Origin of the sequence: Paenibacillus sp. BIHB 4019 (assembly GCF_002741035.1) — a bacterium.
In the GTDB taxonomy this organism is placed as follows: Bacteria; Bacillota; Bacilli; order Paenibacillales; family Paenibacillaceae; genus Pristimantibacillus.
Genome location: NZ_CP016808.1, coordinates 778744 through 803533 on the forward strand (window position 1 = coordinate 778744; position 24790 = coordinate 803533).

The following is a 24790-nucleotide window of genomic DNA, read 5'->3' on the forward strand; positions in this document are numbered from 1 at the left end:
AAGGCCAGCCTCAACCGATGCAGTCTGGCCTTTCTCATAAACGGGATTATTGGTTCGCCATCGCAACCTTCTGCTTCACTTGCTCCGTTGTCCATTTCTCATAACCCGCAGTGTCCAGCTTGCCGAATTCCTTCATATACTCCTCCCATACAGCATCAAATTTATCCGGAGTTGCCATTACCATTTTCGGGAAGTATTTCTTCGTCATTTCATCCTTGCTTGCTTCCCATAGCTGTTCCGGCGAGTTTTGCTCCTTCGCAAATCCCCAGGCAGGGAAGTAAGGACGGCTGATCGGCTCAGCGTACAACTGGCTATAGGTTTGCACCCCATATTTCTCCAGAATGAGTTTATCCTTCTCCGTCAGTGTCATTTGGAAAACCTCTGGCTGGCTGGCAACATTTCGCGCATTTCCGTTAGCCAGTGTAGAGGTAGCATTATACATAGGCCAGTTCCAGCTGTAATATTTGAAGCCAAAGCTCTCTCTGAACGTCTCATCAATTTTGTCAATTTGCTCTTGAGTACGATAGTAGCGGCCTTCTTCATTTACTTCATAGGTATCGCCCTTGATTCCCCATGACAACAGCGTCTGATTCTCTTCTGTCAGCATATTGTCAAAGTACTGGATGATTCGGACCGGGTCCTTGGCGCTGACCGTAATCCCGATTCCGCGGTTGGTTACTAGACCGCCCGGAGGGTCCAGATAAGCATCCGGGGTATTTTCATCAAAGGTAATGGGCAGCGGGAAGTAATTATATCCGTCCAGGGAAGGATCTTTTCTTGCCGCATCCTTCAGGACATTAAGCGCATTATCTACCTGCCAGCGGTAATCGAAAAAGCCGAGTACCTTATGGGAAGTTAGTTTGGCGATATACTGGTCGTAGTTATCTACAAAGGACGCTTTGTCAAAAAGCCCATTTGCATTCAGTTTATTTAATTCTTTCAACCACTTCTTGGTAGCGTCAGAACCTGCATACGTTTTTGCTTCCCAAGTGTTGGTATCTACAATAACATTGCCGTCATTCGGGTAACCCATAAGGTGCATAGGCGGATTGGAGGTAGCAAAAAAACGCCAGTCATGTGTAAGTGACACTAATCCTGTCAAATTTTCATCCTTATGCTTATCTCGGTAATTCGTAATTAGCTCGACGTACTGATCCAAAGTTTTGATCTTGGGATATCCGGCTTCCTCCAGCACACGACGCTGCACCCAGAAGGCTGCTCCTGCTTCCGGTTCGGGAATAAAATCGTTCACTTGCGCAGCAATAGGGAGGAAATAGATTTTTCCATCTTTCGCTTTCATTTGATTCAGCGATTTTCCATAAACCCGCTTGATATTTGGACCGTATTGCTCAATGAGATCATCGAGCGGTATAAAAGCGCCTGCATTCAGCACTTCTTCTATTGCTGCATCCGGGATTAGCACATCAGGGTAATCGTTAGCGGCAATCATCGTTCCAATCTTTGTATTTAAGTCGCCGACTACAAACTCCAGTTTGAAATTCACGCCGGTTTGATCCTCAAGGAGCTTGCCGATTGTAGTTTGATTGGTATTGCCATCCTTCGAACCGGCTACCCCGTTGAAAATTTTAAAGGTTACTTTATCCTGCTTGGCTCCTGTAGTTGCACTGCCACTCTGCTCCGCCGATCCCGTATTTTCCTTCGTATTATTGTTGCCAGAGCAAGCTGTAATCACAGATAATGATAATACTGCTGTTAAACAGAGAAGCCAAACTCTATTGATTTTGCTCATTGCTTTTACTCCCCCTTTTATATGAATGGTGTGTTACTCCCTTAGTATAAAAGCGTTTTCATTTCATCGTTACCCTTTAAATTATGGTTTATTCTTTGAAAACTATGGATTCGATGGAATTTTCAGCACGATTCGTGTTCCTTCACCAGGGCGGCTGTGTACTTCAAATACAATTCGGTCGCCATACAGCATTTTGCCCCTGTAAATTACATTCTGTATCCCAATCCGGTCGCCAATAAGTTCTTCCCCCTTAAGGTAGTCATACAGCTTGCTGACCTGCTCCTCGTTCATGCCAATTCCGTTGTCTTTGACCGAGAAAACGACAAAATCCTCCTCCATTCCAATCCGGATATCAATTCCCCCGCCTTTTTTCAACGGTTCAATTCCATGAATGCTAGCGTTCTCCACAAAGGGAAGAAACACCATCTTCGGGATTACACAGGCACGGGCTTCAGGCTCTACCTCGACATGGTATTTCAATTTGTCTTCGAAACGGTATTTCTGTATATCTAAAAAGCACATGATAAAACCCAGTTCCTCCTCCACTGTTACCCATTCCTTATTCCAGGTTAGAGAGCTGCGTAAAATCATCGCCATGCTTTGAATCATTTTAGCTGTCTCCTTCTCATGCTTAAGCAGACTTCGCATCCGTATCGTTTCCAGCGCATTGAACAGGAAATGGGGATTAATCTGGCTTTGAAGAGCATTTAGCTGCGCCTTCCGCCGTTCCAGCTCAAGCGATTTTTTCTGGATAGCCGTAATATACACATCGTTAATTAATGTCTTAATCTGCATAATCATATTGTTGAATTCGAGCGTCAGCTGGCCGATTTCATCACGGGCTTCCCCATAATTGATCATCTGGAAATTCTGTGTTTTTACTTTCTTCATATGCTTTAAAATTTCAATAATCCGTACGTTAATGGACCTTGTAATGATTAAGATGATTACAGTAGGAACAATCATCATCACGCATCCGGACCAAACAATGAAATAGCGGGACTTCAGCTCCTCCTTAATAATCTCATGCTCATTAATGGTACCCACGACCTTCCAGCCGCGCAAATAACTGATGCTGCCATATCCCTTCTCAAATTGAATGAGATTATCCGATTTCAGGGAGCTGTACAGATGCTCAGCATTATCCTGCCAGTTGATTGCCCGGTTGGTTGTGTATTCTATTCGGTCTCCTGGACCCAGCAGGTACATATCTCCCTTTACATTCAAATTAGAAAAAATCTCCATAATATCAATCGTCTTGAAATCAATTTTAATGAGCTTCTCCTTGGCCATCCGATCCGCAAAATAATCCATTCGCCGGAGCAGCGAAAACGATTGAAATTGGCCCTCCGGGTCTTCGATACGAACGAATACAGGCTGGGATGACGCATCCTTCAGCCAAAGCTTATACCATGCTTCTTCACGAACCTCGTCGGATAATATGCCGATATTTCCTGAATTCAAAAGCGTGGGATTGTCTACATATATTGTTTTGTTCTGCAGAGAAGAAGAAAACGGGGAGTAATTGTTCAGAATCGATCTTAGATAGAGATCATAGGCCTCTACATAGTCTTCCGTATGCGTAAAATTCATGTTTAACACTTCATTGGTTTTGTAATCCGCATAAAAAAAGGAGGATAATCCTACACCTTGATCAACCATTAACTGGAACTCATTTTTAATTTGCTCCACGGCACGGTCAATATCATTGATTCTTTGTTCTTTTACATTCTCGGTAATAATATTATAAAAAATCGCATTCGTCAGAATGATTGGAGCAATGACACCAAGGAAATATACCAAAAACATTTTGTTTCTCAGCCGGATATTATTCAGAAAATACATAGCTTCCCCTTCTCCCTCCTCGCTTTAGCGCTTGCCGATCCGGCTTCTATATTCCGTAGGGGTCATCTGTCCCAGCTTTTCAAATTGGGTCACGAAATAATCCGCATTTTTGAAGCCCACCTGCTCGGCAATTTCATAGATCCGCAAGTCGGTCTGTCTTAGAAGCTTCTTGGCTTCCGTAATACGCAGCTGGAGCAAGTAGTCGTTGAAATACATCCCATAGTTTTTTTTGAATAGTTGTCCGAGATAAGCAGAACTCATGTAAAACTGATTAGCTATACTTTTCAGATTAAGATTTTCATGAAAATTTTTATCTACATAACACTTAATTTTATAAAGCCCGCTGCTTCCGCAGCTTTGATAAAGACTCTGAATCAATCTGGCAGCCTCCAGCGCAAAGGTTTCAAATAAGGCCCGGAGCTCGCTAAATGTAATGTTATGATCCTGCCAGTTCATGATAGGCATAAGACTTGCCAGCTGCTTTTCATCTCCTTCCATACTTCTAACCGTATTCAGCACACTGTGGACACATTGAATCGTGGCCGCTTTTATAGCTTCCTGCGATACCGCCTTCTCTGCAAACTCCGCAAACATCCGGTCGATAACCAAAACAAGCTTTTGCTCGTTGTTCTCTTCAATGGCTTCAATGATTGTACGGTACACCTCGTCCTTGACATGGACATAACGGAGATCCTTCTCGGCAATATCGGAATGCAGCAGGATTGGCTGGGTGTGCCTAAAGTATTTATATTGCACGGTCTCCTTAGCACTGATGTAAGAATGCTTCAATAGCATGAAGGAGCTTACCGTTCTGCCCACATAGGCTTGTATGTCTAAGGAGAACAAATTGCTGAGCTGAAGCAGGCAATCTGCCATGAAGCTTCGTGCATCACCATTATGCCCCCTTAAATAGAGATCGGGTATAATAAATCCGAATGCGCGCCGATGCTCGTGCACAATCGGGGTTTCCGAACAAAGCTGCTGAACCGATTGCTGGATTGCATTTTTGAATTCTGCCTTAGGAGGCATAAGCCTGTTTCCCCACGGAAACACATTATTAATTTCCAGCAATACGTACATAAACTCCTTCGCTCCCATTCCAGTCCAATGCTTTTCCCAGACCTCAAGTGCCTCGTCCTTCACTTCACCGCGAATGAGCGTCTCAATCAGCTTCTCTTCCTCGTGAATAATAAGCCTCTCTTTTAACTGTTTCTGTGCAGAAAACTTGTCGCGATATTTGTGAAGCGCTTTCACGATTTCGTTCTCATTAATAGGCTTAAGCACATAATCCAGCACATCGTACCGAACCGCCTGCTGGGCGTAACGGAAGTCATTATAGCCGCTAATAATAATAAATTCGGTTTCAAGCTTCGCCTCCCTTACCGCTTGAATTAGCCCGATTCCGTCTAAAATTGGCATACGGATATCCGTAATGACAAGATGCGGCTGCTGCTTGCAGATTAGCTCCAGAGCGTCTTCTCCGTTGTCTGCCTCACCTATCACCTCAAAACCGCTGCTTGCCCAATCCACCATTTCAATCAAGCCCTTGCGGACAAATAATTCATCGTCGACAATAATGATTCCGTACATCGTAATCTCACTCCCTTGCTAAAGCTCATTCCAATTAGATACTAACTATAAAATATAATTTCCAAAAAGAATACCGTGAGTTTTCCATCGACTACTTGCTCAAAATCTTCTTCTATAGATCGGAACATTTTCATATATGTACAGAATAAGCAGATCATAAAGCAAGACTGGGGTTGATTATATCAGAGCGTACTAGGAGCATATAGACTTTACATAAGAAAAGCAAAGGGTTATCTTTGCTTCCCTTTGCTTCAAAAATCGCGGCTTGCCAGGCGCTATACACTTGCGAACTTCGGCCTGATACTGCCTAATATATGGTAGCCATTTTCCGATTTTATTGGGCCCGGCTCACACGAAAACCTTGATCCGGGCCAATCCCATTCGCCTCAAACTTTCCCCGATAAGATAACTCGTTGTTTCTGACGTCGCCGATCCAACCGCCGCCCTTTACAACCCGGAAAGAACCGCTCTCGTTATCCAAGTCCCCATCCCCGTACCAGTTCCAGCACCACTCCCTTACATTACCTGACATATCGTAAAGACCTAGCTCATTGGGTTTTTGGGCACCGACAGATTTTGTTTTATTTTTGTTGCTTTCTATAATCGTCCAGTTCCATTCTCCTGATAAGTATTTGTCTCCGGCATTTTTCCAATACCAAGCTACTTCATCTACATTATTGCTCCCGCTGTAGGTGTAGCTGTGGCTCACCTGGCCTCCACCTGCGGCGTATTCCCACTCCGCTTCCGTCGGCAATCGGTAACCACTCGCTCCCTCATTGATCGTTACTGTCCATTTTAGATTATCGTGATCACTCTTATTACTCGGATCTTTTTTATTTTTGTCAATCTCGTAATACGGTTTCAGGCCCTCTTTAATACTTCGTTTATTGCAGTATTCAACAACATCATACCAGCTCACCATTTCTACCGGTAAATGGTCTCCCTTGAAGCCGGAGGGGTTGCTTCCCATAACCTCAACCCACTCTTGTTGAGTTACCTCATATTTGTCGATATAAAAGCTCGGTATGGTTACACCTTTTCCATAAAAGTTGGACTTTGTATTCACAAAATTTCCGCCTTCTACAAATACAAGGCTATCATTGTTTTTATTGTTTTCGGTCTTCTCGGGCTTCTCGGGCTTCTCGGTCTTCTCGGTCTTTTCAGGCATTTCTTGCGAGCAAGCAATGACTACCAATAATATTGCTGGCAAAAGGAAAATAAATCGTTTTCTCATTACTATTTCTCCTTTTAACGAATAGGAAAAGGATACAAGCAAAAATCTTTTGTTGAAATAGATAAGGCCGCCAGCTGTGAGACCGGCAGGCCTTAGCAAGCAATATTTAAAATGAAATGATGCCTTTTACCACACCGTTACATTAGAGCTGCCGCTGCTTTGATACCCCTCTGTCGCAAATACCTGGTACGTCCAGCTGCTCCCTAGATTCATTCCTTTACTCTGCCATGCATTAACGTGGTTGCTGAACGTGATTGCGGAGTTGACCCCAGTTGCTCTCTTCGACTGGCGGACACTCCAATACTGAGGGAAGGTCTGTGTCCCGTCGATGGATGGCGCGTTGTAACGCATAGTCGTATAAATGTCATATGTGCCTCCGTCGCTGGACACGGTTCCTTTATACGTTCCGGTAGGACGATACGTGCCCCAACTGTCAACGACGTAATATTCAATTAGCGAGTTTCTTGTCCACCCGTAAAGAGTCAAATATCCATTGCCAGACGGCGCCCAGACGCCGGCATTATAGTTAACTATCCGGTTTGGCGATCCGTTAAGCCAGCCTTTGCCAACAACGAAATTCCCGACATTTGACCATGTAACACTATAATTGCCGCCGGATCCATTGACAGCATTTACTGTTCCGCCGCCATCGGTCCAATTTTGCCAATAGTCAGTCGCTGCACTTGAGGTTGCCGAAAACAAGCCCAAGCTCATAGAGGCTGCAAGGCATACCGTCAAAATTTTCTTATTCAGCTTTAATTTGAACATAAGATACCTCCTCATTTTTTATCGTTATTTGCCTATGTGTTAGGGTTTCTTCTTTATGCCGCCCAACACTTATCCTGTGTCATGTCTCGCCATCATTTTACTATCACCTCCTTCTTGAGGTAAATTATAACAAGTAAGCGCATACATTAATACATTGTAGATTATAGGTTTTTCCTTCATTTTCTAAGCTTATTTTTTACTGAGCAGGATGAGTCGCCGATTACAGATCTGGCCTACCTGCCCGTGGCCTTGCTTTTCTCGGCCGCCATGGCTATATGCGTTTTATCAACAAAAAAAGGAGTCGGCACTTTTATGCCCTCCTTTTGCATCGTAAAACTACATTATTCGGCTCCCGATTTTTTGCGACGTTTCCAGTCCTGGTAACGCTCCGTAATTATCGGCTCGATGATGTGATAGTTTTCAAACGAATCTTCTACATGGTAGATCGTCGGCAAGCCGGCTGCCAATCCATTCGTGAAATCAACGGCCGTATAGATGTCGTTTTGGATATTGAGATATTCGCGGGCAAACGCATCTGCCTCATCCGACAATTCGTTCGAGCTCAGCACGCCATCCCAGTTTTTACGATAAAATTGAGCTCCGGTCATCTCATTTCTTTTGACAAGCTCAATTTCCGCTGCATCTTCTTTGCGGCTTCGTTTGCTGAGCAAATCATTTTTGATTATCCAAGCGATGAACATGCCCGACGGAACGTAAGCTTGGTGGTGCTCCAACTCTTGCGGAAAATCGCCATCGTAATGCCATTTCGCCTTATCGTAGACGTAATTTTCTTTTTCTGCGATCTGAAATAAAATATCTCGCGGTTCTTCCACAAAACCTTTATCCCTCAGTTCATCAGCCAATTCGTTCAGCCGATCGATCGCTTCCTGCTTGACGGGATAGGGCTCGTATGTCGGGTTCATCGTCTTCTTGTCAGCATAAAGCCGGCCCTTGATGATATTAAGGATATAAACCTCTATTCCTTCGGTAATCGCTAAATGCCGATAATCTTTAAACGTCTTTCCCTGTTTGGTCAATACCAGTTCCATCTTGCTCACCTTATCTATCCCCTCCCTATATTTCACGTTGCTTCCTTGTCACAAAATGCTCAACCTTATTGACTCTGCTTATATGGATCCTACCAGCAACTCCCTGAGAACATCTGCTGTCCGTTCCATGCCAATCAGGATCACGCAGTCTATTGAAATCGAATATTCGATCCCAGCTCTCTTCCTTGCTCATAGACAGCTTTCCTAAATGATAGTCATCCCACTCTTTTTCGTTATCAGCTAAGAAACTATCATTTAGAACTAAATGCCAATCATCAAAATCAGAAATTAATACCTCTTTATCATCCAACTCTAGACGTATTCTTACACAAGAGGTACAGCTTTCAAAATGACCTGACGAACGCATATCCGGCTTCTGTACCCATAGCCAAATAGGACTTTCTCCGGAATAGTTGGGAAGCCTTTCGTTCATTTTAGTCATCATCCACTGATATTCCTGTGGAAACAGGGCATGTTTTTCAGAGCCTTCTAGATACCCTTGATTCTCAAATAGGCTCCAAATTTCTTCTCTTTGAAGCGTCCAATATATGCCGATTTCATATCTCTCCTGTTTTTTTTAATATGGTCGTGACGAATTCCTCGAAGGTAACTTCCTCTTTAAAGCATACCAATTCCCACCAAATTAATATATGAATAAGTCGGAAAATAAAAAAAGAACCTCCTGTTCAGGAAGTTCCCCGATTACCAAACGATGACGAGCAAGCTGCTGTAAACAGCCTATTTTGTAAATTCGAAATTTAATACCAATTCACTCGTGTGACCGAGGAAATTATAGTTGTAGCTTCCGATTAATTTTTCCAACTCTCCTGTGCCGTTAATGATTTGAGCGGGGCTATCAAGAGTGCCGTTATCAAACATGCCGTTTTCACAGGCTGTAAATGTTCCATAATGTCCATCGTAATGACCTTCAAAGTGCAGAAACCCCGCAATTTTGGATTTGGCCTTTTCAGCATCTTCAATCGTACTATCTAAGTAATATAGCAAATATTCTAAAGTTGCTTTCCCTTCCAAAATCCCTTTAATTTCGTATTCAACTTTTGCAGTATTAACGGGGAAGTTGCTAAGATTATTTTCAATCGGTTGCTCCTCCCATTTTGTTACAGTAAAAATAGCTGTTTCCATATCATCACTCTTTCCTCAAAATAGTATAATTAAAATAAGTTTGATTTTAAAACGAGACCCTGCTTATATTTTCACCCAATGGCATTCATCAATTCATAGAAATACTTGGATTCCTGCGTCTTATTCAGGCTATACCAGGCATCTAATGTATCTGGTGAATACACCTCCAGCGCCCTCAAGACATGTACAGAAAACTCCAATGGTGCTATGCCAGATGCAGTAATTAGTTTTCCATCCGTTACAGCAGACTCCATCTTGTAATATTTTTCGCCTGTGTAAGTGGGACAGATCATGTTAAGGTACTCCAAATCATTGCTTGTATGCCAGCGTGAATCCAGCAGCCCCGTCTGGGCAAGTCCGATTGTAGCCCCACAAATCGCTGCCACTAATGCCCCTTCCTTTAAACACCTTTCCGCCGTTTCTAAAATGGGTTGGTGAATGGTGGTTGTCCAGGTTTCTCCACCGGGTAAAATCAATGTATCTGTGCTTTCAATGCTGCACTCATCCAGTCTGATATCTGGCCTTATTTTCAATCCGCCCATTGTCGTTACAGGCGTCTTATCCATTCCCACGGTAACGATTTTGGATGGAGCCAGCCCTTTTTTATAATATCTTCCCGTGTTCAGTTCGGCTGTTAAATAACCGATTTCCCAGTCTGACATCGTGTCAAACACATAAAGATAGACTATATTCGTCATTTGCAAGTTCCCCTTATTTTACAACTCATCAAGGGATTCCAACCATCCATGCATCGGCAATCCATGATTACCCCCATTATAAAATAGCTTCACTGACAGCTGCTGTCAGTGAAGCTATTAAAGCCGATAATATTCCATTAACTCCGATGCAGCACCAACAAGCCTGTCCTTCAAACTCTGTGGTTCGACGACTTTAATGGATTTCGCATAGGATAGGAGAAAATACGGGACATGTGTCTGAATGGATGTTTCCTCAAGTAAAAAGATGGCTTGATTGGCTGTCCGCTCTTGCAGATGATGCCCCATAAACCAATGCAAGCATAAGTCATCCAATGCCTCTGCTCTGCCTTCAATCATTACAGGAATTAATCCTTCCTTGCCGACTAACTTAGGCAACAGATTTTGCATAAAAAATTCACGGGCCGAAAATGCTTCCGAACGCTTAAAGAGCAGGGAAGTCCGCTTGATTTGCACAATTCGATCTACCCGAAAACTGCGAATCTCCTTCCTTAGGTGGCAAAATCCAACCGTATACCATTTATGGTTCCAGTTAACCATTCCATAGGGGTCTATCACCCTGTTCCTAGGTTGTTCTTCCCGTCCTGTGCGATAGTCCATTTCTACAGCGTATTCATTTGCTACAGCCTGCTCCAATTCCGCCAATATCGGCTGAACCGAAGGGTATCCGCTGCGGTTTATCACTTCAAAACCGGCTAACTGGCGGCTAAGCATGCTTTCCTGCTCCTCGTTTGAATACATTTTCAATTTGGAGGTCGCATTGCCTAACGCCTCGCTTAAAGGGTATCCGGCCTCTTTGGCAAAAGCAGCCGCATGAAGGAGCGCCTTTTTCTCTTCCATATCAAATAGCAGAGGGGATCTGATAAATTGATTGAGCAAGCGATACCCGCCATTATGGCCTGTGTCGGATATGATCGGCACTCCACTGGCACATAATGCATCTATATACCGATAAACGGTCCTTATATTTATTTCCAGCTTTTCAGCTATTTGTTTTGCCGTCATTTTCATGCCCGAATTCAGCATCCAGAGAATGGCCAGCATATTATCGTTTTTTGGCATATCAGCAACCCTCAGTTTCTATATAAACCTCTTAACCAGATAAATGATTTAGATTATCGATTTTGGTCACTATAAACGGCAAGGCTTTTTCTATATATTGTTCTGCCGAGGGAGACCCTTTATTGATCCAATCTACTGATGCTGCGTAAATGCCAGAACTTAATATAAGTGCACCCAGCTTTAAAGCTTCCGATTCAAGATTAGACTGTTGTTTTAAAAGTAGAGAATAAAATAAGTTTTCCAGATTTGTTTTCATTTTTTGTTCAACGATTGTGCTAAATGATTCATAGCTCCTTCTGCATTGGGCGTTTAAGTTTGAATTTGTAATCGACTCTGTATGAAAATCAGTTAAGGCAAGAAAAATTTTCACATAAGTTTCTTCATTTAATTTATCGAAATAATCTAGGTTGTTAATAGTGTTATCTATTACCGTTTCTTTAATGACGATATCCAATAATTCATACTTATCGTTAAAATGGGAATAAAGAGTCGCACGATTAACAGTAGCTTCATCCGTAATATCTTTTATCGTAATATCTTTGAAGCTCTTTTTTAATATTAGTTTGATAAAAGCATCCATTAACAATTTTCTTGTTCGTAAAATACGCGGATCTATTTTTGGTGTCATTCCTGTTTACTCCTCTCTCTCCTATAGAGATGGACAACTATTTTTTTGGTTTGTTGTTTAAGCGATAAAACGCCAGCATTGATGATTGAAGATAAATGAACATCCATTTACAATTCACTTTACAACAACTGTTGCCAGATCATACATTGATCGAACAGTAAAAATAAGGAGGATTACAAATGAGAAAACCGATTGATTATGTTTCAGGGCATGCTTACCCTGGTATGGTGGCTCTTGTCACATCTAGCTATGAAGATAAGCAAAATATAATGTCGGCAGGCTTTCATACAACGATAGGTTATGCTCCTCTAATTTATGGTTTTTCGTTACGAAAAGAAACCTATTCATACGATTTGATTATGAAAAGCGGTAATTTTGGTATTAATTTTGTTCCGGCAAACCTTGCTGAACTCATTCAGATTGTAGGAACTAGAAGTGGGAGAGATGAAGATAAGTTCTCTAAGTATAACATCGAGTATGACAATGGCATAAATCTGAACGTTCCCATATTAAAAGAAGCCTATTTTGCTTATGAGTGCAAGGTAATAGATTCAAGAAACTATGGCAGCCATGACTTTGTAACAGGAGAAATCCAGACTATTTACAAAGATGAAGAAAAATTTATAGAAATAGATGGCTGGACTATGCCAAATATGAATAAGTTAGAAGTCCCTCTTTATTTAGGGCGTTCCGTATATGCTACTTTCAATGGTGATTCGGAGCAAAAAGATTATGTAAAGTATCGTTTTAAATAAAGAAATTTGGAGAAACAAAGACTATGGTTAACACAGGTTGAATAGGCTAGCCGTATGAATATATCTTATCAAATTTCGAGACTCCTAACACGGATTACTTTATCATAAATCAATTTTTCCCAAAAAATAAGAAGTCCTGCCACTATCCAGCGCGAGGCTCGATAGTGACAGGACTTTATGAACGTTAACCGCTTAAATCAGATCCGATTTTTGCAATAATCGCTGGATAATAGTTGCAACCTCGGCACGGGTCATGTTCCCCTTCGGAGCAAGTAAAGCCCCGTTTCTTCCAAATACAAGGCCAGCCTGCACATTGTCCGCAACGCTGCTTTGTGCCCATGCGGCTACTTTCGCTGCATCTGCAAACGGACGAAGGGCATGGTCTGCCGATTGCTCGAGCAGCGTATCCTTCAGCCCAGTTATCGCCATCGCTTTAGATAGAATAACCATCGCTTGTTCTCTCGTAATTTTGTCATTCGGCCGGAACGTGCCGTCTTCAAAGCCGCTAATTAGCCGGTATGAATACGCAGTATTGACCGCGCTGCTATACCAATCGGACGACAACACATCCGAGAATGGTGTTGCTCCATTTTCCAGCTTGAGTCCTAATCCGCGAACGATGATCGCTGCAAATTCGGCGCGGGTGATCTCCAGGTCAGGACTGAACATCCCGTTGCCCGTTCCGTCGACAACCATTCGAGACCCCATGTCGTTAACGGCATTTTTCGCCCAATGATTCATCATATCGCTAAATTCGAGCGGATGCCATACGACCGCATACTCGCTGTTGGTCAAGCTATTGATTTGAGCCTCATATTTCCCGTTCATATTTCGGATTTTAGTCGGCACATGGCGTACGGAGCCATCCGGCTCAACGACAACTCCTGTCGTAATCTTGCCCGGATCAACGCCATCCGGAATCGCAATCGTTCTCTCCACATAAGCGTTAAAATTCGTTACTTCGAAGATCTTATCTCCATATACAGCTCTCACCGTAAAGCTCAGCGGCTGGCCGACAAGGGTGAACCGGCCTTTGGCTGCTGCGTTCTCCACAAGCTTCAACGTATCCGTTGTCGGGATGGCAATTTCAATCTGCACTTTAATGTCTTGCAAAGCTATTGATTCGCCAACCTGCTTGGATATAGCATCGATATTGATTTGGCCTGCTGGAAGCGTGTATGTCGCATTTGCGGTTTTGAACACCAGAACAGCTTGCTTGTCCTCCATGTTTTTCACCATTTGGCCATTCAACTCTCCAACGAAAATGTCGGATTTTTGATCAATCGGAATTGTGACTATGGCATGCTGCCCTTCTGCAGCAAGTCGCTCATCCAGTTTTTTCTGATCCACAATCACCGTTATTTCGGTTTGATTGTTTCGCTTTGTCACCGTAGCTGTACCCGCATTCTCAACTTTCCCGTTAACCAGAATATTCACACCGTTGTTTGCAGTGCTCGTATTGCCCGATGTCGATGGAGCAGAAGGCTGAGATGGCGTATTTGATGCTGCTGGAATAACTGTATTCGATTCCGCAGAAGCAGCGCTCCTACCTGCATCATTAATCGCTTTTACCGTAAAGGTGTAGCTTGTTCCATTCGTCAAGCCTGTGAGCGTAATTGGACTTGCTCCTCCGATCACGGTGATATTCCCCGGTGAAGCGGTCACTTCATATCCTGTAATCGCGCTTCCGCCATTATCAGTTGGAGCCGTAAAGGTTACGACAGCTTGTCCGTTGCCCGCCACTGCGGATACGTTAGCTGGCACTCCCGGGATGGTTGATGAAGTCGCGCTTGTGTGGTTCGACGCCCCGCTCAAGCCGCCTGCGTTTTCTGATTTTACTACAAAGTAATAGGTGGTACCGTTGACCAAATTTTGTGCGCTGTAAGTAGGTGATGTGACAATCGCCACTTCAACGAGGTTATTTGGGTCAGCATCCGTTGCCATGTAAACACGGTATTGGATTGCATCCGATACTGCACCCCAGTTCAGCGCAACTTGACGGTCGCCGCCGACAGCCACAAGATTTTGCGGATTTTCGGGAGCATTAGGCAAGTTCACTGCTTGCGTAACGTCAAATGTTACAGGTGTCATGTGATCCGCAGTTATGGTTACCGTTGCCGTGTAGGTGCCAGCTGGCAAACCATCTTTTGCATGAATATCAAAGCTTGTTGATGCGCTGCCTGCTAAAGTAGAATTCGGCTGTGTCATAACAAAATCATTAGCATTTACTCCACTAAGCGCTGCCGACAGGTTCAGCAAATTGCCGGTGCCGGTATTCATGACTGGAATGCTCTTAGTCTCTTGGGTACCTAATTCGTAACCCTGAGTAAGTCCCGTTAACGTTTGATCCGTTATGGCAGCGATTGAATAGGAAGCTGCTGCCGTGACGGTAATCGTCGATGTTCCTTTTTTGCTGTTATCTATCGTTGACGTTGCCGTGATCGTGTAATCGCCTAGCGCGGCATCCGGTGCGACGGTTACATTCCCTGTGCTGTCTACCTCCACCTTGTTGCTTCCGTCGTTGCTCGTCCAAGTGACCGTTGTTGCTGCCCCTCCTACTGCATCTACAGATGCTGTGAGCTGCTCGCTTCCTCCTTGCACGACGCTTGCGGTGCTTGGACTCACCGTTACGCTGTTGATGGCTTGTGCTACTGTGACGGTAATCGTCGATGTTCCTTTTTTGCTGTTATCTATCGTTGACGTTGCCGTGATCGTGTAATCGCCTAGCGCGGCGTCCGATGCGACCGTTACATTCCCTGTGCTATCTACTTCCACCTTGTTACTCGCGTCATTGCTTGTCCAAGTGACCGTCGTCGCTGCTCCTCCCACTGCATCTACTGATGCTGTGAGCTGCTTGCTTCCTCCCCGCTCAACGCTAGCGCTATTCGGACTCACACTTACGCTATTGATGGCTGGCGCTGCTGTGACCGTAATCGTTGACGTTCCTGTTTTGCTGCCATCTGCTGTCGACGTTGCCGTGATCGTGTAATCGCCTAGCGTGGCATCCGGTGCGATGGTTACATTCCCCGTGCTGTCTATTTCCACCTTGTTGCTCGCGTCATTGCTTGTCCAAGTGACCGTCGTTGCTGCTCCGCCTACTGCATCCACCGTAGCTGTTAGCTGCTCGCTTCCTCCTTGTACAACTCTTGCGCTGACCGGGCTCACGCTTACACTGTTAACTGCTGGCGCTGCCGTTACGGTAATCGTCGAGGTGCCTTTTTTACTGCTATCTACCGTCGACGTTGCCGTAATCGTGTAATCACCAGGCGTTGCATTCGCTGCTACGGTTACATTCCCCGTGCTGTTCACCGCGACCTTGCTCGCGTCGCTGCTCGTCCAAGTCACCGTCGTCGCCGCTCCTCCTACTGCGTCCACTGTAGCCGTGAGCTGTCTGCTTCCTCCTTGAACAACGCTTGCCGTGCTTGGGCTCACCGTTACGCTGTTGATAGCCGGCGCCACTGTGACGGTAATCGTCGACGTTCCTGTTTTGCTGCTATCCACCGTCGATGTTGCCGTGATCGTGTAATCGCCAGGCGCGGCATCTGCCGCTATGGTTACATTCCCCGTGCTGTTCACCGCGACCTTGCTCGCGTCGCTGCTCGTCCAAGTCACCGTCGTCGCTGCCCCGCCTGCTGCATCCACCGTAGCGGTGAGCTGTCTGCTTCCTCCTTGTGCAACGCTTGCAATGGCTGGACTCACCGTTACGCTATTAATTGTCGGAGGCACAGGCGGCACATAATTGGACGCTCGGATTTGAGTAGACGTTCCATTGGTCTCCTGCCAACCAACATATAAAACATTGTTTAACGCTGCTGCCGCAGGAAATTGTGCGGCCCTCGAGACGTTTACGTTCAAGCCCTTAACTGCGTTTCCATCTACGCTCGTCCAACTCGTACCGTCATATTTTTTAACCCGAATTTGAAAAGCCGTTCCATTGTACTCCTGCCACACTGCATATAAAGCGTTATCGAGTGCCGTTAACTCAGCATAGTTTGCTCTGAAATTAATATCCTTGTTTATACCATACGTCCCGTTGCCGTCTACACTCGTCCAAGTGCTTCCGTCGTATTTCTTGACTCGAATTTGATTATCATTCGTTCCGACTACTTCGTCCCATGCCAAATATAAGTTGTTGTCGAATACAGCAAATGAGAGGTTGGCTGCGGTTTTTGCCACATTTACATTCAGACCGGTCGTACCTCCGCCGTCAATGGACGTCCAATTCGTCCCATCATATTTTTTGGCGCGAACTTGAACAGCGCTTCCGTTGGATTCACTCCACGCCACATATAAAGAACCATTGTATTCTGCCATTTTAGGAAGACCCGCTCCCAATGACGTATTTGCGTTCAAACCGTTCGCGCCACCGCCGTCAACGCTTGTCCAAGCCGTGCCGTCATACTTTTTGATCCGGATTTGACCGGCGTTGCTGCTGTTAGCCTCGCTCCAAGCCGCATACAGATTATTGTCATATTCATACAAAACAGGGTATGATACTCCTATTGAGGCATTAATGTTTAGTCCATTTGGGCCGCCATCAACGCTCGTCCAGCTCGTGCCATTATATTTCTTGACCTTTACTTGATTAATGGTGGTAGCTGAGTTTCTTTCAACCCATATGACATATAATTCATCGTTAAAAACAGCCATAGCAGGGGTAGTCGCCGCTTTTGCAGGATCTACATTCACTCCGCTTGCCCCGTTACCGTCGACACTTATCCAGCTCGTGCCATTATATTTCTTAACACGTATTTGGTTCGCCGTTCCATTCGGTTCCTGCCATGCTGCATATACTTCATTTCTAAATACCGCTAATACCGTGTTTTCGCCATCTCTTGCAGCGTTTACGTTTACGTTTATGCCATTCGTACCGCCGCCATCCACTGATGTCCATTCGTTTGCCGCCCAAGCCGTACCTCCGCTTGATAGAAGCGATAGAACAAGCATAACAGCAAGTACAAGATGTACCGTTTTTCGGAATTTATCGTTCATTCTGTGTTTACTTATTACTTGGATCAAACTTCATCTTCCTCTCCACATTAGCATTCTGTCGCATAGTCCATATGATCTAGCTCAGCATACAGGAAGACACCTTAAAAAAACCTTAAAAACCGACATTTTTCTACAAAAAATAGGCCCCATCGCAAAACGATGAGAACCTGTTGTGGAAGCCTATTTTGAAAACCTGTCTTGTTAAGCCTAACAGCCTGTTAAACACGCGAGGCAGGAATATGTATGGTGACTTTCGTACCGAGCCCTAGCTCGCTCTCCAGCTCCAGCGAAATCCCGTATTCGTATTTCAAGCGCTTGTTAATATTACGCAAGCCGACCCCCTGCTGCTCAGCCGTATCGCTCCGTTCCAGCAGCGTCTCCAATCGTTCAGGCGCAATTCCGACTCCATTGTCGGCTACGACAAATCGCCAGCCTCCATCCAGCTCCTCCACCGTCATTGTGACCCTTCCGCCCTCCATGCGATCACCGATGCCATGACGGATCGCATTTTCTACAAGCGGCTGCAGCACAAGCGGCGGCATACGCAAGCCATAAGCAGCCTCCTCGATCGCATATTCGAAACGAATACGATCCTTGAAGCGGGCCCGCTCAATGTCCACATACGTTCGAATAAGGCTAAGCTCTTCCGCAAACCCGATGCGCTCCTCCGTGTTGCTGAACCGAAAGCTTCCTCGCAGATAATCGGCCAGATCAACAATCATCTTCCGAGCGCGCTCTACATCCTTATAGCTGGATGCTACAATACTATTCAGCACGTTATACAAAAAATGAGGCTTGATCTGCGATTGTAAAAACGCCACCTCCATGTGGACAGCACGGCCAAGCGACTCCTTCATGGCGAGCAAGCTGCCGATTCTTGCCTTTAGCTCATTAAGATCAAACGGCTTTGGTAAGTAATCGTTCGCACCCGCTTGGAAGGCCGCCACCTTATCTTGCGGCTGATAAGCTGCCGTAACCATTAGAACGGGCAGCTCCAGCAGCGAATATTGCTTGCGTATTACCTGGCACACTTCATAGCCCGACATGCCTGGCATCATTAAATCGAGGATAACGAGATCGATTCGGCCCGATTGATCCAGCTGCTCCAGCGCCTCGTACCCATTCTTGACCGCAATGACGTGATAGTCGAAAGCTTGAAGAGCGTCTATTAAAACTTTAAGGTTCACATACTGATCGTCGACGATTAGAACCGTGTGCTTTCCGCCCGGATTTGAATAGTACGGCGTATGGAAAGAATAATCGGGTTCCTTGAGCATCGCCTGAGGATTTGAATTGGATAAGAGCCGAGGCGCTTCTCCCTGCTCTTCGGCAATCGGAAGCGTGAATGTAAAGGTCGAACCGACTCCCTGTGTGGAAACAACTGCAATCGTTCCCTTTTGCAGCTCGACCAGTTGCTTCGCAATGGGCAGCCCTAATCCAAAGCCGCGATGGTGTGCTCCCTCAAGTGATTTGAATGGTTCAAAAATATGGGGAAGGTCCTGCGGCTCAATGCCTTCTCCTGTATCCTGCACCGAAATTTCGAGTCTACCTCCCTGCTCTCTTCCGGTAATGATGATCTCTCCGTTTTTCGTATGCTTAATCGCATTATCCAGTAAATTTCCGATAATCTGACTCAAGCGAATTTCATCGGCAAAAGCAGATGGCAGCTGCGCTGGCACCTGGTTCACAAGCCCAATCTCGCTTTCCGTGCATAGATAGGAATAAAAGCGCACCTGAACCTCCGCTACCGAACGAACATCGATCGGCACCGGAACCATCCTCATTTCCCCCTGCTTCAGCTTGGATAAATCCAAGATGTCATAAACGAGCTGCGAAAGCTTCCTTGTAATGTCGGTAATCATCTGAAGCTTTTCCCGCTGCTCCACAGTTGGCGGATGCACGGCATCGCTTAGCATAGCCTGAGAAATATTCAATACACCATGAAGCGGCGTCTTGAATTCATGCGAGGTTCGGGCGAGAAACTCATCCTTCTGCTTGTCCGCTTGCAGCAATTGCCCGGACAGCTCCTCAATTTTTTGGAAGGCGTTCGAGAAACGGAGCGACATCAGCAAGGCAAGCATTAGCAGCACAAGAAAAGGCTCAATCGGCGGAAGCGTATAGATCGGCACACCGAAATAAACGTTCATATTCTGGTTTAACACTAGCGCATTCAATGCCATTGCCGCCACAGCTAAAAACCCGCTGCCCGCTACTTTATGCAAAGCCGTATATACGAATACATAGGTGGCGTACAGTAACGAGATCGTTACATATAGCGACGTCAATTGGCGAAAGGGGCCTGTTGAAAGCTGGGAGGCAAGACCCATATTCAGCATGACAAGTATCACTCCAAAGGCTAGCCCTCCTCGCGTAAGCCATTTAAAGCAGTAAGGCCGAAAAGCGGTATAGACATAAAGGAAAAATCCTAGACCAACACCCACTGTAGAGACCATCTGGATGCGAAAGTACAGCCAGAATGGAAAGGAGCCGACCGCATTAAATAACACTCTTTCACCGCTTACGCTTGTAAATATAGCTATACATATGCAAACGAAGCCAAACACCACCAGTGATAAATCATTTCGACGTTGCGAGAATAATCCGATAAAATATAACCCCATGATCAGAAATGCGGTTAACGCAACCCAATCATGAGCGGTAGCCTGATCGCGAAGTCTGGTCATTTGCTCAGCCTTGCCTAAGAGAAGGGATTCACCAATTCCGCTGCCAACACGAAATTCGTAATTGGCTACCTGAACCAGAATTTCATTCCAGCCTGGTTGCAATGTAAAATAGCTTACATATGGTTTATTAAGTGCTTTGTAATGCTCTTGCTCAGCCGGATTCCCGCTTGATCCGACGATTTCGCCGTTAACAATGAGCCGATTGGAAATCAGGATCGACGCTGTTTTCAAGCCATAGACTCCGCCCGTATCGCCCATCTGAAGCTGCAAGCGATAGGTCGCCATGCCAATGGTGTCTATCTGCTTTGACCATGATCCGGGAACCTGAATCAGCGCCGGTGACATATCCCCCGCAGCGCCAGAGGAGAGAGCGGGCTGATGGGTGAGCAATTGATTCGGGTAAAGCTCCCACTGCCCATCCAATCGAACGGCCCCTTCCTCCTCGAACCTCCACGCCGTTAAGTCCATAATTCCATTCACTGCTGCCGGCATAGGCTTCAGCTGGAACGTTGAATAAGTCAATAGCATGACGTAGGTTGCAATCAACAAAGTTAAAGTGATCAGCGCCGCCGCAACTTTTTTTCTCATCAGGCTTGCCGCTCTGTTTGGTCTGTCGTTTCTTCAATTAGCCGCAAGGTCTCTGCCTCTAGGTCAGCTCCCAAGTGCAAGCGGACTGCTTGCTGCAGCTGTAGACAGACACGGTACGCCTCATTGCGATTGCCCATCTTCAAATGCAGCTTAATCAATTCGCGTCCGTCCAGCTCCGAATCCGGGGCTAACGACAATAGCTTTTGCAGGCTGTCTATTGCAAGCGAAAGATTGCCCTGAATTTGAAAATGCGCATACCCTCTGCGAAGCAAGCGAACGTAAGAGGATTTAATTTCCAGCTGTCTAGCAGTAGCCCAATTAAAATCGCAGGCTTCCATATATTCACCTTTGTACAGCTGGTTTATTTTATGATAGGACCTTTCATCCAGCTCCACCATAGCCAAGGTGCTGCTGATCAGCTGCTCGAATTCAATGACATCGACCGTCACGCCGTCCAAGGAAGCGCCAAAGCCTTGATCTGCTTTTATAATATGAATTGGAATATGATGCTCCGCCAGGCTTTTCCTTAAATAAGACAGGCATGTATACAAATACGTCTTCGCCTTGCTCAGATCATAACCCGGCCATAATGCCTCAATGATAGATGCAGTATTCACAGACTTTCCGGCATAATGGATTAAAAACGCGCAGAGCTCCTTTTCCTTCTTCGTCCTCCATGTCAGTCCCTTGCTCGTGTTATCAGGCAGTACAAGCTGGAAGCCTCCCAAGCATTGAACAGCAGGGGCGGTCCCTGCTCTTTGGCGTGAAAGAATAGCGGACTCGGCTAAGGTCTGCTTTATGCGCGACACCGTGTTCTGTAATCTATCTATCGTAAATGGCTTCAGTAAATAGTCGATCGATTGAATTTCAAACGCTTCGACCGCATATTCGGCAAAAGCCGTTGTGAATACGATCGGCATTTGCGGGAACATGCTTCTGATGATTCTGGCAGCCTCCGTGCCCTTCATTCCCGGCATTTGGTTGTCTAGAAACACGGCATCTACGAGTGACTGGCCTACAGCCTCAATCGCTTGAATCGGATTCAAATATCTTCCTACGACTTGAACATCGCCCATTTGCCCAAGCAATATTTCCAACAAATCCAGCGCATCCTCTTCATCGTCAATGAGCATTACACGAATCATTCGTTCTTGTCTCCTTCAACTTTTTTGCATGTAACCTTCTCTGCACGGAGAACACTAACTTAACTATGTAAGGGGGAAACTTATTAATTCTTATATTTTATATTTCGCAAATAACTGACTACATCTAGCCTTTTATTTCTAAAACGTACTAAGCCGTAGTTCATAAAAATACTGCACACTCGGATGCTTTAGCTTCATCTTCTCGCTCATGTTTAAAATCCGCTTTTTCCCAACGCGCCTGTCCACCAAAGCTAGTATATTCAATAAAATATCATGGCTCTCCATACTTTCATCAATAGAGGTGGATAAAAACTTAGTCGCTGCAGTGATAAAATTAGATTTGCTTAATAAGGACTGTGCCGCCATAAGCTCCTTTGCATGCTCGGAAATTTTTCTGCTTCGGGCAATGACGATTAGACGATCCTCTGGAACTAAACCCTTGGTCTCTTTTCTGACGGCTTCCATTTCTTCCATGCTGATAGGAATTTGAATGCTTGAATCATTCTTAATCTCCAGCTCTGTCTGGTACCATCTGATGGCGTTAGCCCTATCACTCATATTGAGCACATTCTTCTTATCTACCGCAATATAACAAAGCCCTGCTTTATCAGGCAAATAACGATAGCTGGTTGCACGATATTCAACCCTTCCCTGTAACGCAGGACTAAGAAAACTCTCCAGATTTTGTTTCATTTTGCTCCAGGACATGTATTCCTCCTATGTTCTCTATTAATAACTGCCTCTCGATACAGTCTTGCTATCATCTATAATACAATAACCAATCCTCAATCCACTATGTTCAAATGAAAAAACCTCCACTGCTACAGGGGAGGTTAACATAATTCTTGCTATTAACGTGGTTTGCCTCGCAAACCATCCTAATGTCGGAGGAAAAATTTAAAGTTTCCAATTTAGGTAAATATTTAAAATAAGGTCAAGTCTGATGCCTGCCACTTAATTCCCAACTCTAATCAAAGTAGCAAGCAATCATTTAAACATCTATTTGTAAGCGAGTAACTGTTCACACTTCCCTACTAATTAAAAAAAGAACAGCCCATAGAGTACAGGTGTTCTTCTCACTTCAAGTATCTTTTTTTATTAAAAGCAAATACATAATCGATTTCTGTTCATCCATGAGAGACATCCGAATTCGCAATCGGGACAATATCTCTATTGTTGTATTCCTTTACAATTTGGCCTTCCGATGTTTTATAAACAATATATGTAATGAGGGAAGAGGTTAACCTATTTCTTGCTATCTAATGTAAAAAATCAATCGGTCTCCACCTGAAAGGCTAGACCCTTAACCAGCCCCGGAACCCTCTAGCGCCATAATAGGATTCTGCTCCATTGTGATATAAGAAAATTGTGTTATAGCGACGATCACAAAAAACAGCACCGCCGAGCTCTCTAATATTAGCGGGTGTTTTCACCCAACTGGACGTTTTTAAATCGAATTTCCCAAGCTCCTGCAGCCCCCGATACTGTTCTTCTGTTAAAAGCTCAATACCCATGGATGCTGCCATTTCCATCGCACTAGTTTGCGGCTTATGCTCTTTTCGTGACTCTAGCGCTTCACGGTCGTAGCAAATGCTTCTGCGACCTTTAGGACTTTCCGCCGAACAATCATAAAAAATGAACTCGCCCGTCTCCTTGTCGTAATCAACAACATCCGGTTCACCGCTGGTTCTCTCCATTTCATAAAGCGACCATAGCTTCTCGGTCTGAGCTTCAAGCTTTGCTTGTACGTTAGCCCATTCAAGATCCTTATGCCGATCTATATTTTTATTAAAACGGGCTTTCAAGACTTTAAGCAATTCCTCACGCAGCTCTGCAGACAGCTCCTTTGTAGAGCTGTTTGAACGCGTTGTCATGTTCATTTCTCCCTTCAATATCATGCTGCTGCAAGCCGCTTACCCAACCTTCCGACCTTACGTGTGCATCCTCCTTTCATTTGACATTCGTTACGCGATTTCCTGCCTCGTCTATCGTTTCACATGCCGCATTGCTTGTTTCAATGCTGCTTCTTTTGACTCCAAAACCATATGATGATACCTTTATTTTAGAATGGAGGAGATATCTTTGACGAAACGAGCAATGACGGATGAAGCAAAGGCTTTAAAAGCCCAAGCCATTATAGATAAGGCGGCAGAGATGTTCGCTTCTTCAGAATACGATAAAATTAAAATGTCTGATATTGCTATAGCAATGAATATGTCGAAAGGCATTTTGTTCGTTTATTTTAAAACGAAGGAATCGCTTTTTTTTCACCTGCTGTGCACAGAATATGAAAAAAGGCTTATTAGGCTTACGGAAATGATTCAAGCTAGCCAAATACAAAAATTCGACGACTTCAAAGATTTAGTTATGACTGAACTGATTGAACTCGTTGATCATAATCCGCTCTACATTCGCTTGGAAGCTATGCGTTCCGCCGTTCTTGAGCAAAATGTAGATGCTGAACTGATGTTGCGACTGAAGACAAATTTATATGCCGAAATGATGAAAATGACAGCATTAATTTGTGAAAATAATATATTAGATCCATCGGAAGTGATGGATATTTTTCAAGCACAGGGCTCCATTATCATTGGATGCAAGCTTTCCTCCATGATACCAGCGGAGCTTGAAGCAATCATTACGGAAAACGGTCTAGAAGGATTCAAACGTGATTTCAAAACAGATGTTCTCCGAACAATGAAAAATTATTTGGACGGTTACAAAAGGGATAGCCTTTAGATTACCTCTATTTAGAACACTATAAGAGTCCATTAAAGGGCGTCTGCTCGTCAAAAAACGAGGCAGATGCCCTTTTGTTGTTGTTCATTTTTTTTATTGTGA

General features: G+C 44.7%; 18 protein-coding genes. 2 read left to right on the forward strand and 16 right to left on the reverse strand.

Going from position 1 to position 24790, the window contains the following annotated elements:
* Window positions 1–46: 46 nt before the first annotated feature.
* The 11 genes from BBD42_RS03475 to BBD42_RS03525 all read right to left on the reverse strand — a co-directional run bounded on the left by BBD42_RS03475 (window position 47) and on the right by BBD42_RS03525 (window position 11785).
* Window positions 47–1750 (reverse strand): type 2 periplasmic-binding domain-containing protein, encoded by a 1704-nt coding sequence (locus BBD42_RS03475; protein ID WP_099517007.1) that lies wholly within the window; start codon window positions 1748–1750, stop codon window positions 47–49.
* 102 nt (window positions 1751–1852) lie between these two features.
* Window positions 1853–3595 (reverse strand): sensor histidine kinase, encoded by a 1743-nt coding sequence (locus BBD42_RS03480; protein ID WP_099517008.1) that lies wholly within the window; start codon window positions 3593–3595, stop codon window positions 1853–1855.
* 24 nt (window positions 3596–3619) lie between these two features.
* On the reverse strand, window positions 3620–5185 hold the full coding sequence (locus BBD42_RS03485; RefSeq protein ID WP_099517009.1) for a response regulator transcription factor: 1566 nt from the start codon (window positions 5183–5185) through the stop codon (window positions 3620–3622).
* Between the two features lie 334 nt (window positions 5186–5519).
* The gene (locus BBD42_RS03490) at window positions 5520–6419 is read right to left on the reverse strand and encodes a formylglycine-generating enzyme family protein (RefSeq protein WP_099517010.1); all 900 of its coding nucleotides are present in this window, start codon (window positions 6417–6419) and stop codon (window positions 5520–5522) included.
* Window positions 6420–6545: 126 nt separating this feature from the next.
* Window positions 6546–7187 (reverse strand): glycoside hydrolase family 11 protein, encoded by a 642-nt coding sequence (locus tag BBD42_RS03495; RefSeq protein ID WP_099517011.1) that lies wholly within the window; start codon window positions 7185–7187, stop codon window positions 6546–6548.
* A 341-nt stretch (window positions 7188–7528) separates the two neighbouring features.
* Window positions 7529–8236 (reverse strand): DUF7832 domain-containing protein, encoded by a 708-nt coding sequence (locus BBD42_RS03500; protein WP_237163494.1) that lies wholly within the window; start codon window positions 8234–8236, stop codon window positions 7529–7531.
* A 25-nt stretch (window positions 8237–8261) separates the two neighbouring features.
* Entirely contained in the window at window positions 8262–8792 is a 531-nt protein-coding gene (locus BBD42_RS03505) for a DUF3841 domain-containing protein (RefSeq protein ID WP_099517013.1), read from the reverse strand.
* Between the two features lie 182 nt (window positions 8793–8974).
* Window positions 8975–9379, reverse strand: a complete 405-nt coding sequence (locus BBD42_RS03510; protein ID WP_099517014.1) for a DUF3224 domain-containing protein — start codon at window positions 9377–9379, stop codon at window positions 8975–8977.
* Window positions 9380–9450: 71 nt separating this feature from the next.
* Window positions 9451–10077: a type 1 glutamine amidotransferase family protein gene (locus tag BBD42_RS03515; protein WP_099517015.1), complete on the reverse strand. Its 627-nt coding sequence runs from the start codon at window positions 10075–10077 to the stop codon at window positions 9451–9453.
* Window positions 10078–10194: 117 nt separating this feature from the next.
* Window positions 10195–11157 (reverse strand): helix-turn-helix transcriptional regulator, encoded by a 963-nt coding sequence (locus BBD42_RS03520; protein ID WP_099517016.1) that lies wholly within the window; start codon window positions 11155–11157, stop codon window positions 10195–10197.
* 31 nt (window positions 11158–11188) lie between these two features.
* Window positions 11189–11785, reverse strand: coding sequence for a TetR/AcrR family transcriptional regulator (locus tag BBD42_RS03525; protein ID WP_099517017.1), 597 nt, complete (start codon window positions 11783–11785; stop codon window positions 11189–11191).
* 179 nt (window positions 11786–11964) lie between these two features.
* Here BBD42_RS03525 and BBD42_RS03530 point away from each other — a divergent pair, with 179 nt between their 5' ends.
* The gene (locus BBD42_RS03530) at window positions 11965–12540 is read left to right on the forward strand and encodes a flavin reductase family protein (protein ID WP_099517018.1); all 576 of its coding nucleotides are present in this window, start codon (window positions 11965–11967) and stop codon (window positions 12538–12540) included.
* A 192-nt stretch (window positions 12541–12732) separates the two neighbouring features.
* Here BBD42_RS03530 and BBD42_RS03535 read toward each other — a convergent pair whose 3' ends face one another.
* The 5 genes from BBD42_RS03535 to BBD42_RS03555 form a co-directional block, all read right to left on the reverse strand.
* A complete protein-coding gene (locus tag BBD42_RS03535; protein ID WP_099517019.1) occupies window positions 12733–17532 on the reverse strand; it encodes an Ig-like domain-containing protein in 4800 nt (1599 codons plus the stop codon).
* 218 nt (window positions 17533–17750) lie between these two features.
* Window positions 17751–20804 carry an ATP-binding protein gene (locus tag BBD42_RS03540; RefSeq protein WP_099517020.1) on the reverse strand — a complete coding sequence of 1018 codons (3054 nt, stop codon included), beginning with the start codon at window positions 20802–20804 and terminating at the stop codon, window positions 17751–17753.
* The gene (locus BBD42_RS03545; RefSeq protein WP_099517021.1) at window positions 20804–21949 is read right to left on the reverse strand and encodes a response regulator; all 1146 of its coding nucleotides are present in this window, start codon (window positions 21947–21949) and stop codon (window positions 20804–20806) included. Before BBD42_RS03545 ends, BBD42_RS03540 begins: the two co-directional genes overlap by 1 nt.
* 138 nt (window positions 21950–22087) lie before the next feature.
* Window positions 22088–22657, reverse strand: a complete 570-nt coding sequence (locus tag BBD42_RS03550) for an SF0329 family protein (protein ID WP_099517022.1) — start codon at window positions 22655–22657, stop codon at window positions 22088–22090.
* Between the two features lie 587 nt (window positions 22658–23244).
* Window positions 23245–23823 (reverse strand): DUF4256 domain-containing protein, encoded by a 579-nt coding sequence (locus BBD42_RS03555; RefSeq protein WP_099517023.1) that lies wholly within the window; start codon window positions 23821–23823, stop codon window positions 23245–23247.
* A 208-nt stretch (window positions 23824–24031) separates the two neighbouring features.
* Here BBD42_RS03555 and BBD42_RS03560 point away from each other — a divergent pair, with 208 nt between their 5' ends.
* Window positions 24032–24688: a TetR/AcrR family transcriptional regulator gene (locus BBD42_RS03560; protein ID WP_099517024.1), complete on the forward strand. Its 657-nt coding sequence runs from the start codon at window positions 24032–24034 to the stop codon at window positions 24686–24688.
* Window positions 24689–24790 lie beyond the last annotated feature (102 nt).

Bases quoted from the DNA above. Each gene is read 5' to 3' on its own strand.
- BBD42_RS03525 (WP_099517017.1), bottom strand. From the start codon at position 11,785: ATGACACCAAAAATAGATCCGCGTATTTTACGAACAAGAAAATTGTTA.
- BBD42_RS03535 (WP_099517019.1), bottom strand. From the start codon at position 17,532: ATGAACGATAAATTCCGAAAAACGGTACATCTTGTACTTGCTGTTATG.
- BBD42_RS03515 (WP_099517015.1), bottom strand. From the start codon at position 10,077: ATGACGAATATAGTCTATCTTTATGTGTTTGACACGATGTCAGACTGG.
- BBD42_RS03550 (WP_099517022.1), bottom strand. From the start codon at position 22,657: ATGTCCTGGAGCAAAATGAAACAAAATCTGGAGAGTTTTCTTAGTCCT.
- BBD42_RS03480 (WP_099517008.1), bottom strand. From the start codon at position 3,595: ATGTATTTTCTGAATAATATCCGGCTGAGAAACAAAATGTTTTTGGTA.
- BBD42_RS03545 (WP_099517021.1), bottom strand. From the start codon at position 21,949: ATGATTCGTGTAATGCTCATTGACGATGAAGAGGATGCGCTGGATTTG.
- BBD42_RS03485 (WP_099517009.1), bottom strand. From the start codon at position 5,185: ATGTACGGAATCATTATTGTCGACGATGAATTATTTGTCCGCAAGGGC.
- BBD42_RS03520 (WP_099517016.1), bottom strand. From the start codon at position 11,157: ATGCCAAAAAACGATAATATGCTGGCCATTCTCTGGATGCTGAATTCG.
- BBD42_RS03475 (WP_099517007.1), bottom strand. From the start codon at position 1,750: ATGAGCAAAATCAATAGAGTTTGGCTTCTCTGTTTAACAGCAGTATTA.
- BBD42_RS03500 (WP_237163494.1), bottom strand. From the start codon at position 8,236: ATGGAACTGGTATTGACCAAACAGGGAAAGACGTTTAAAGATTATCGG.
- BBD42_RS03490 (WP_099517010.1), bottom strand. From the start codon at position 6,419: ATGAGAAAACGATTTATTTTCCTTTTGCCAGCAATATTATTGGTAGTC.
- BBD42_RS03555 (WP_099517023.1), bottom strand. From the start codon at position 23,823: ATGACAACGCGTTCAAACAGCTCTACAAAGGAGCTGTCTGCAGAGCTG.
- BBD42_RS03530 (WP_099517018.1), top strand. From the start codon at position 11,965: ATGAGAAAACCGATTGATTATGTTTCAGGGCATGCTTACCCTGGTATG.
- BBD42_RS03510 (WP_099517014.1), bottom strand. From the start codon at position 9,379: ATGGAAACAGCTATTTTTACTGTAACAAAATGGGAGGAGCAACCGATT.
- BBD42_RS03495 (WP_099517011.1), bottom strand. From the start codon at position 7,187: ATGTTCAAATTAAAGCTGAATAAGAAAATTTTGACGGTATGCCTTGCA.
- BBD42_RS03540 (WP_099517020.1), bottom strand. From the start codon at position 20,804: ATGAGAAAAAAAGTTGCGGCGGCGCTGATCACTTTAACTTTGTTGATT.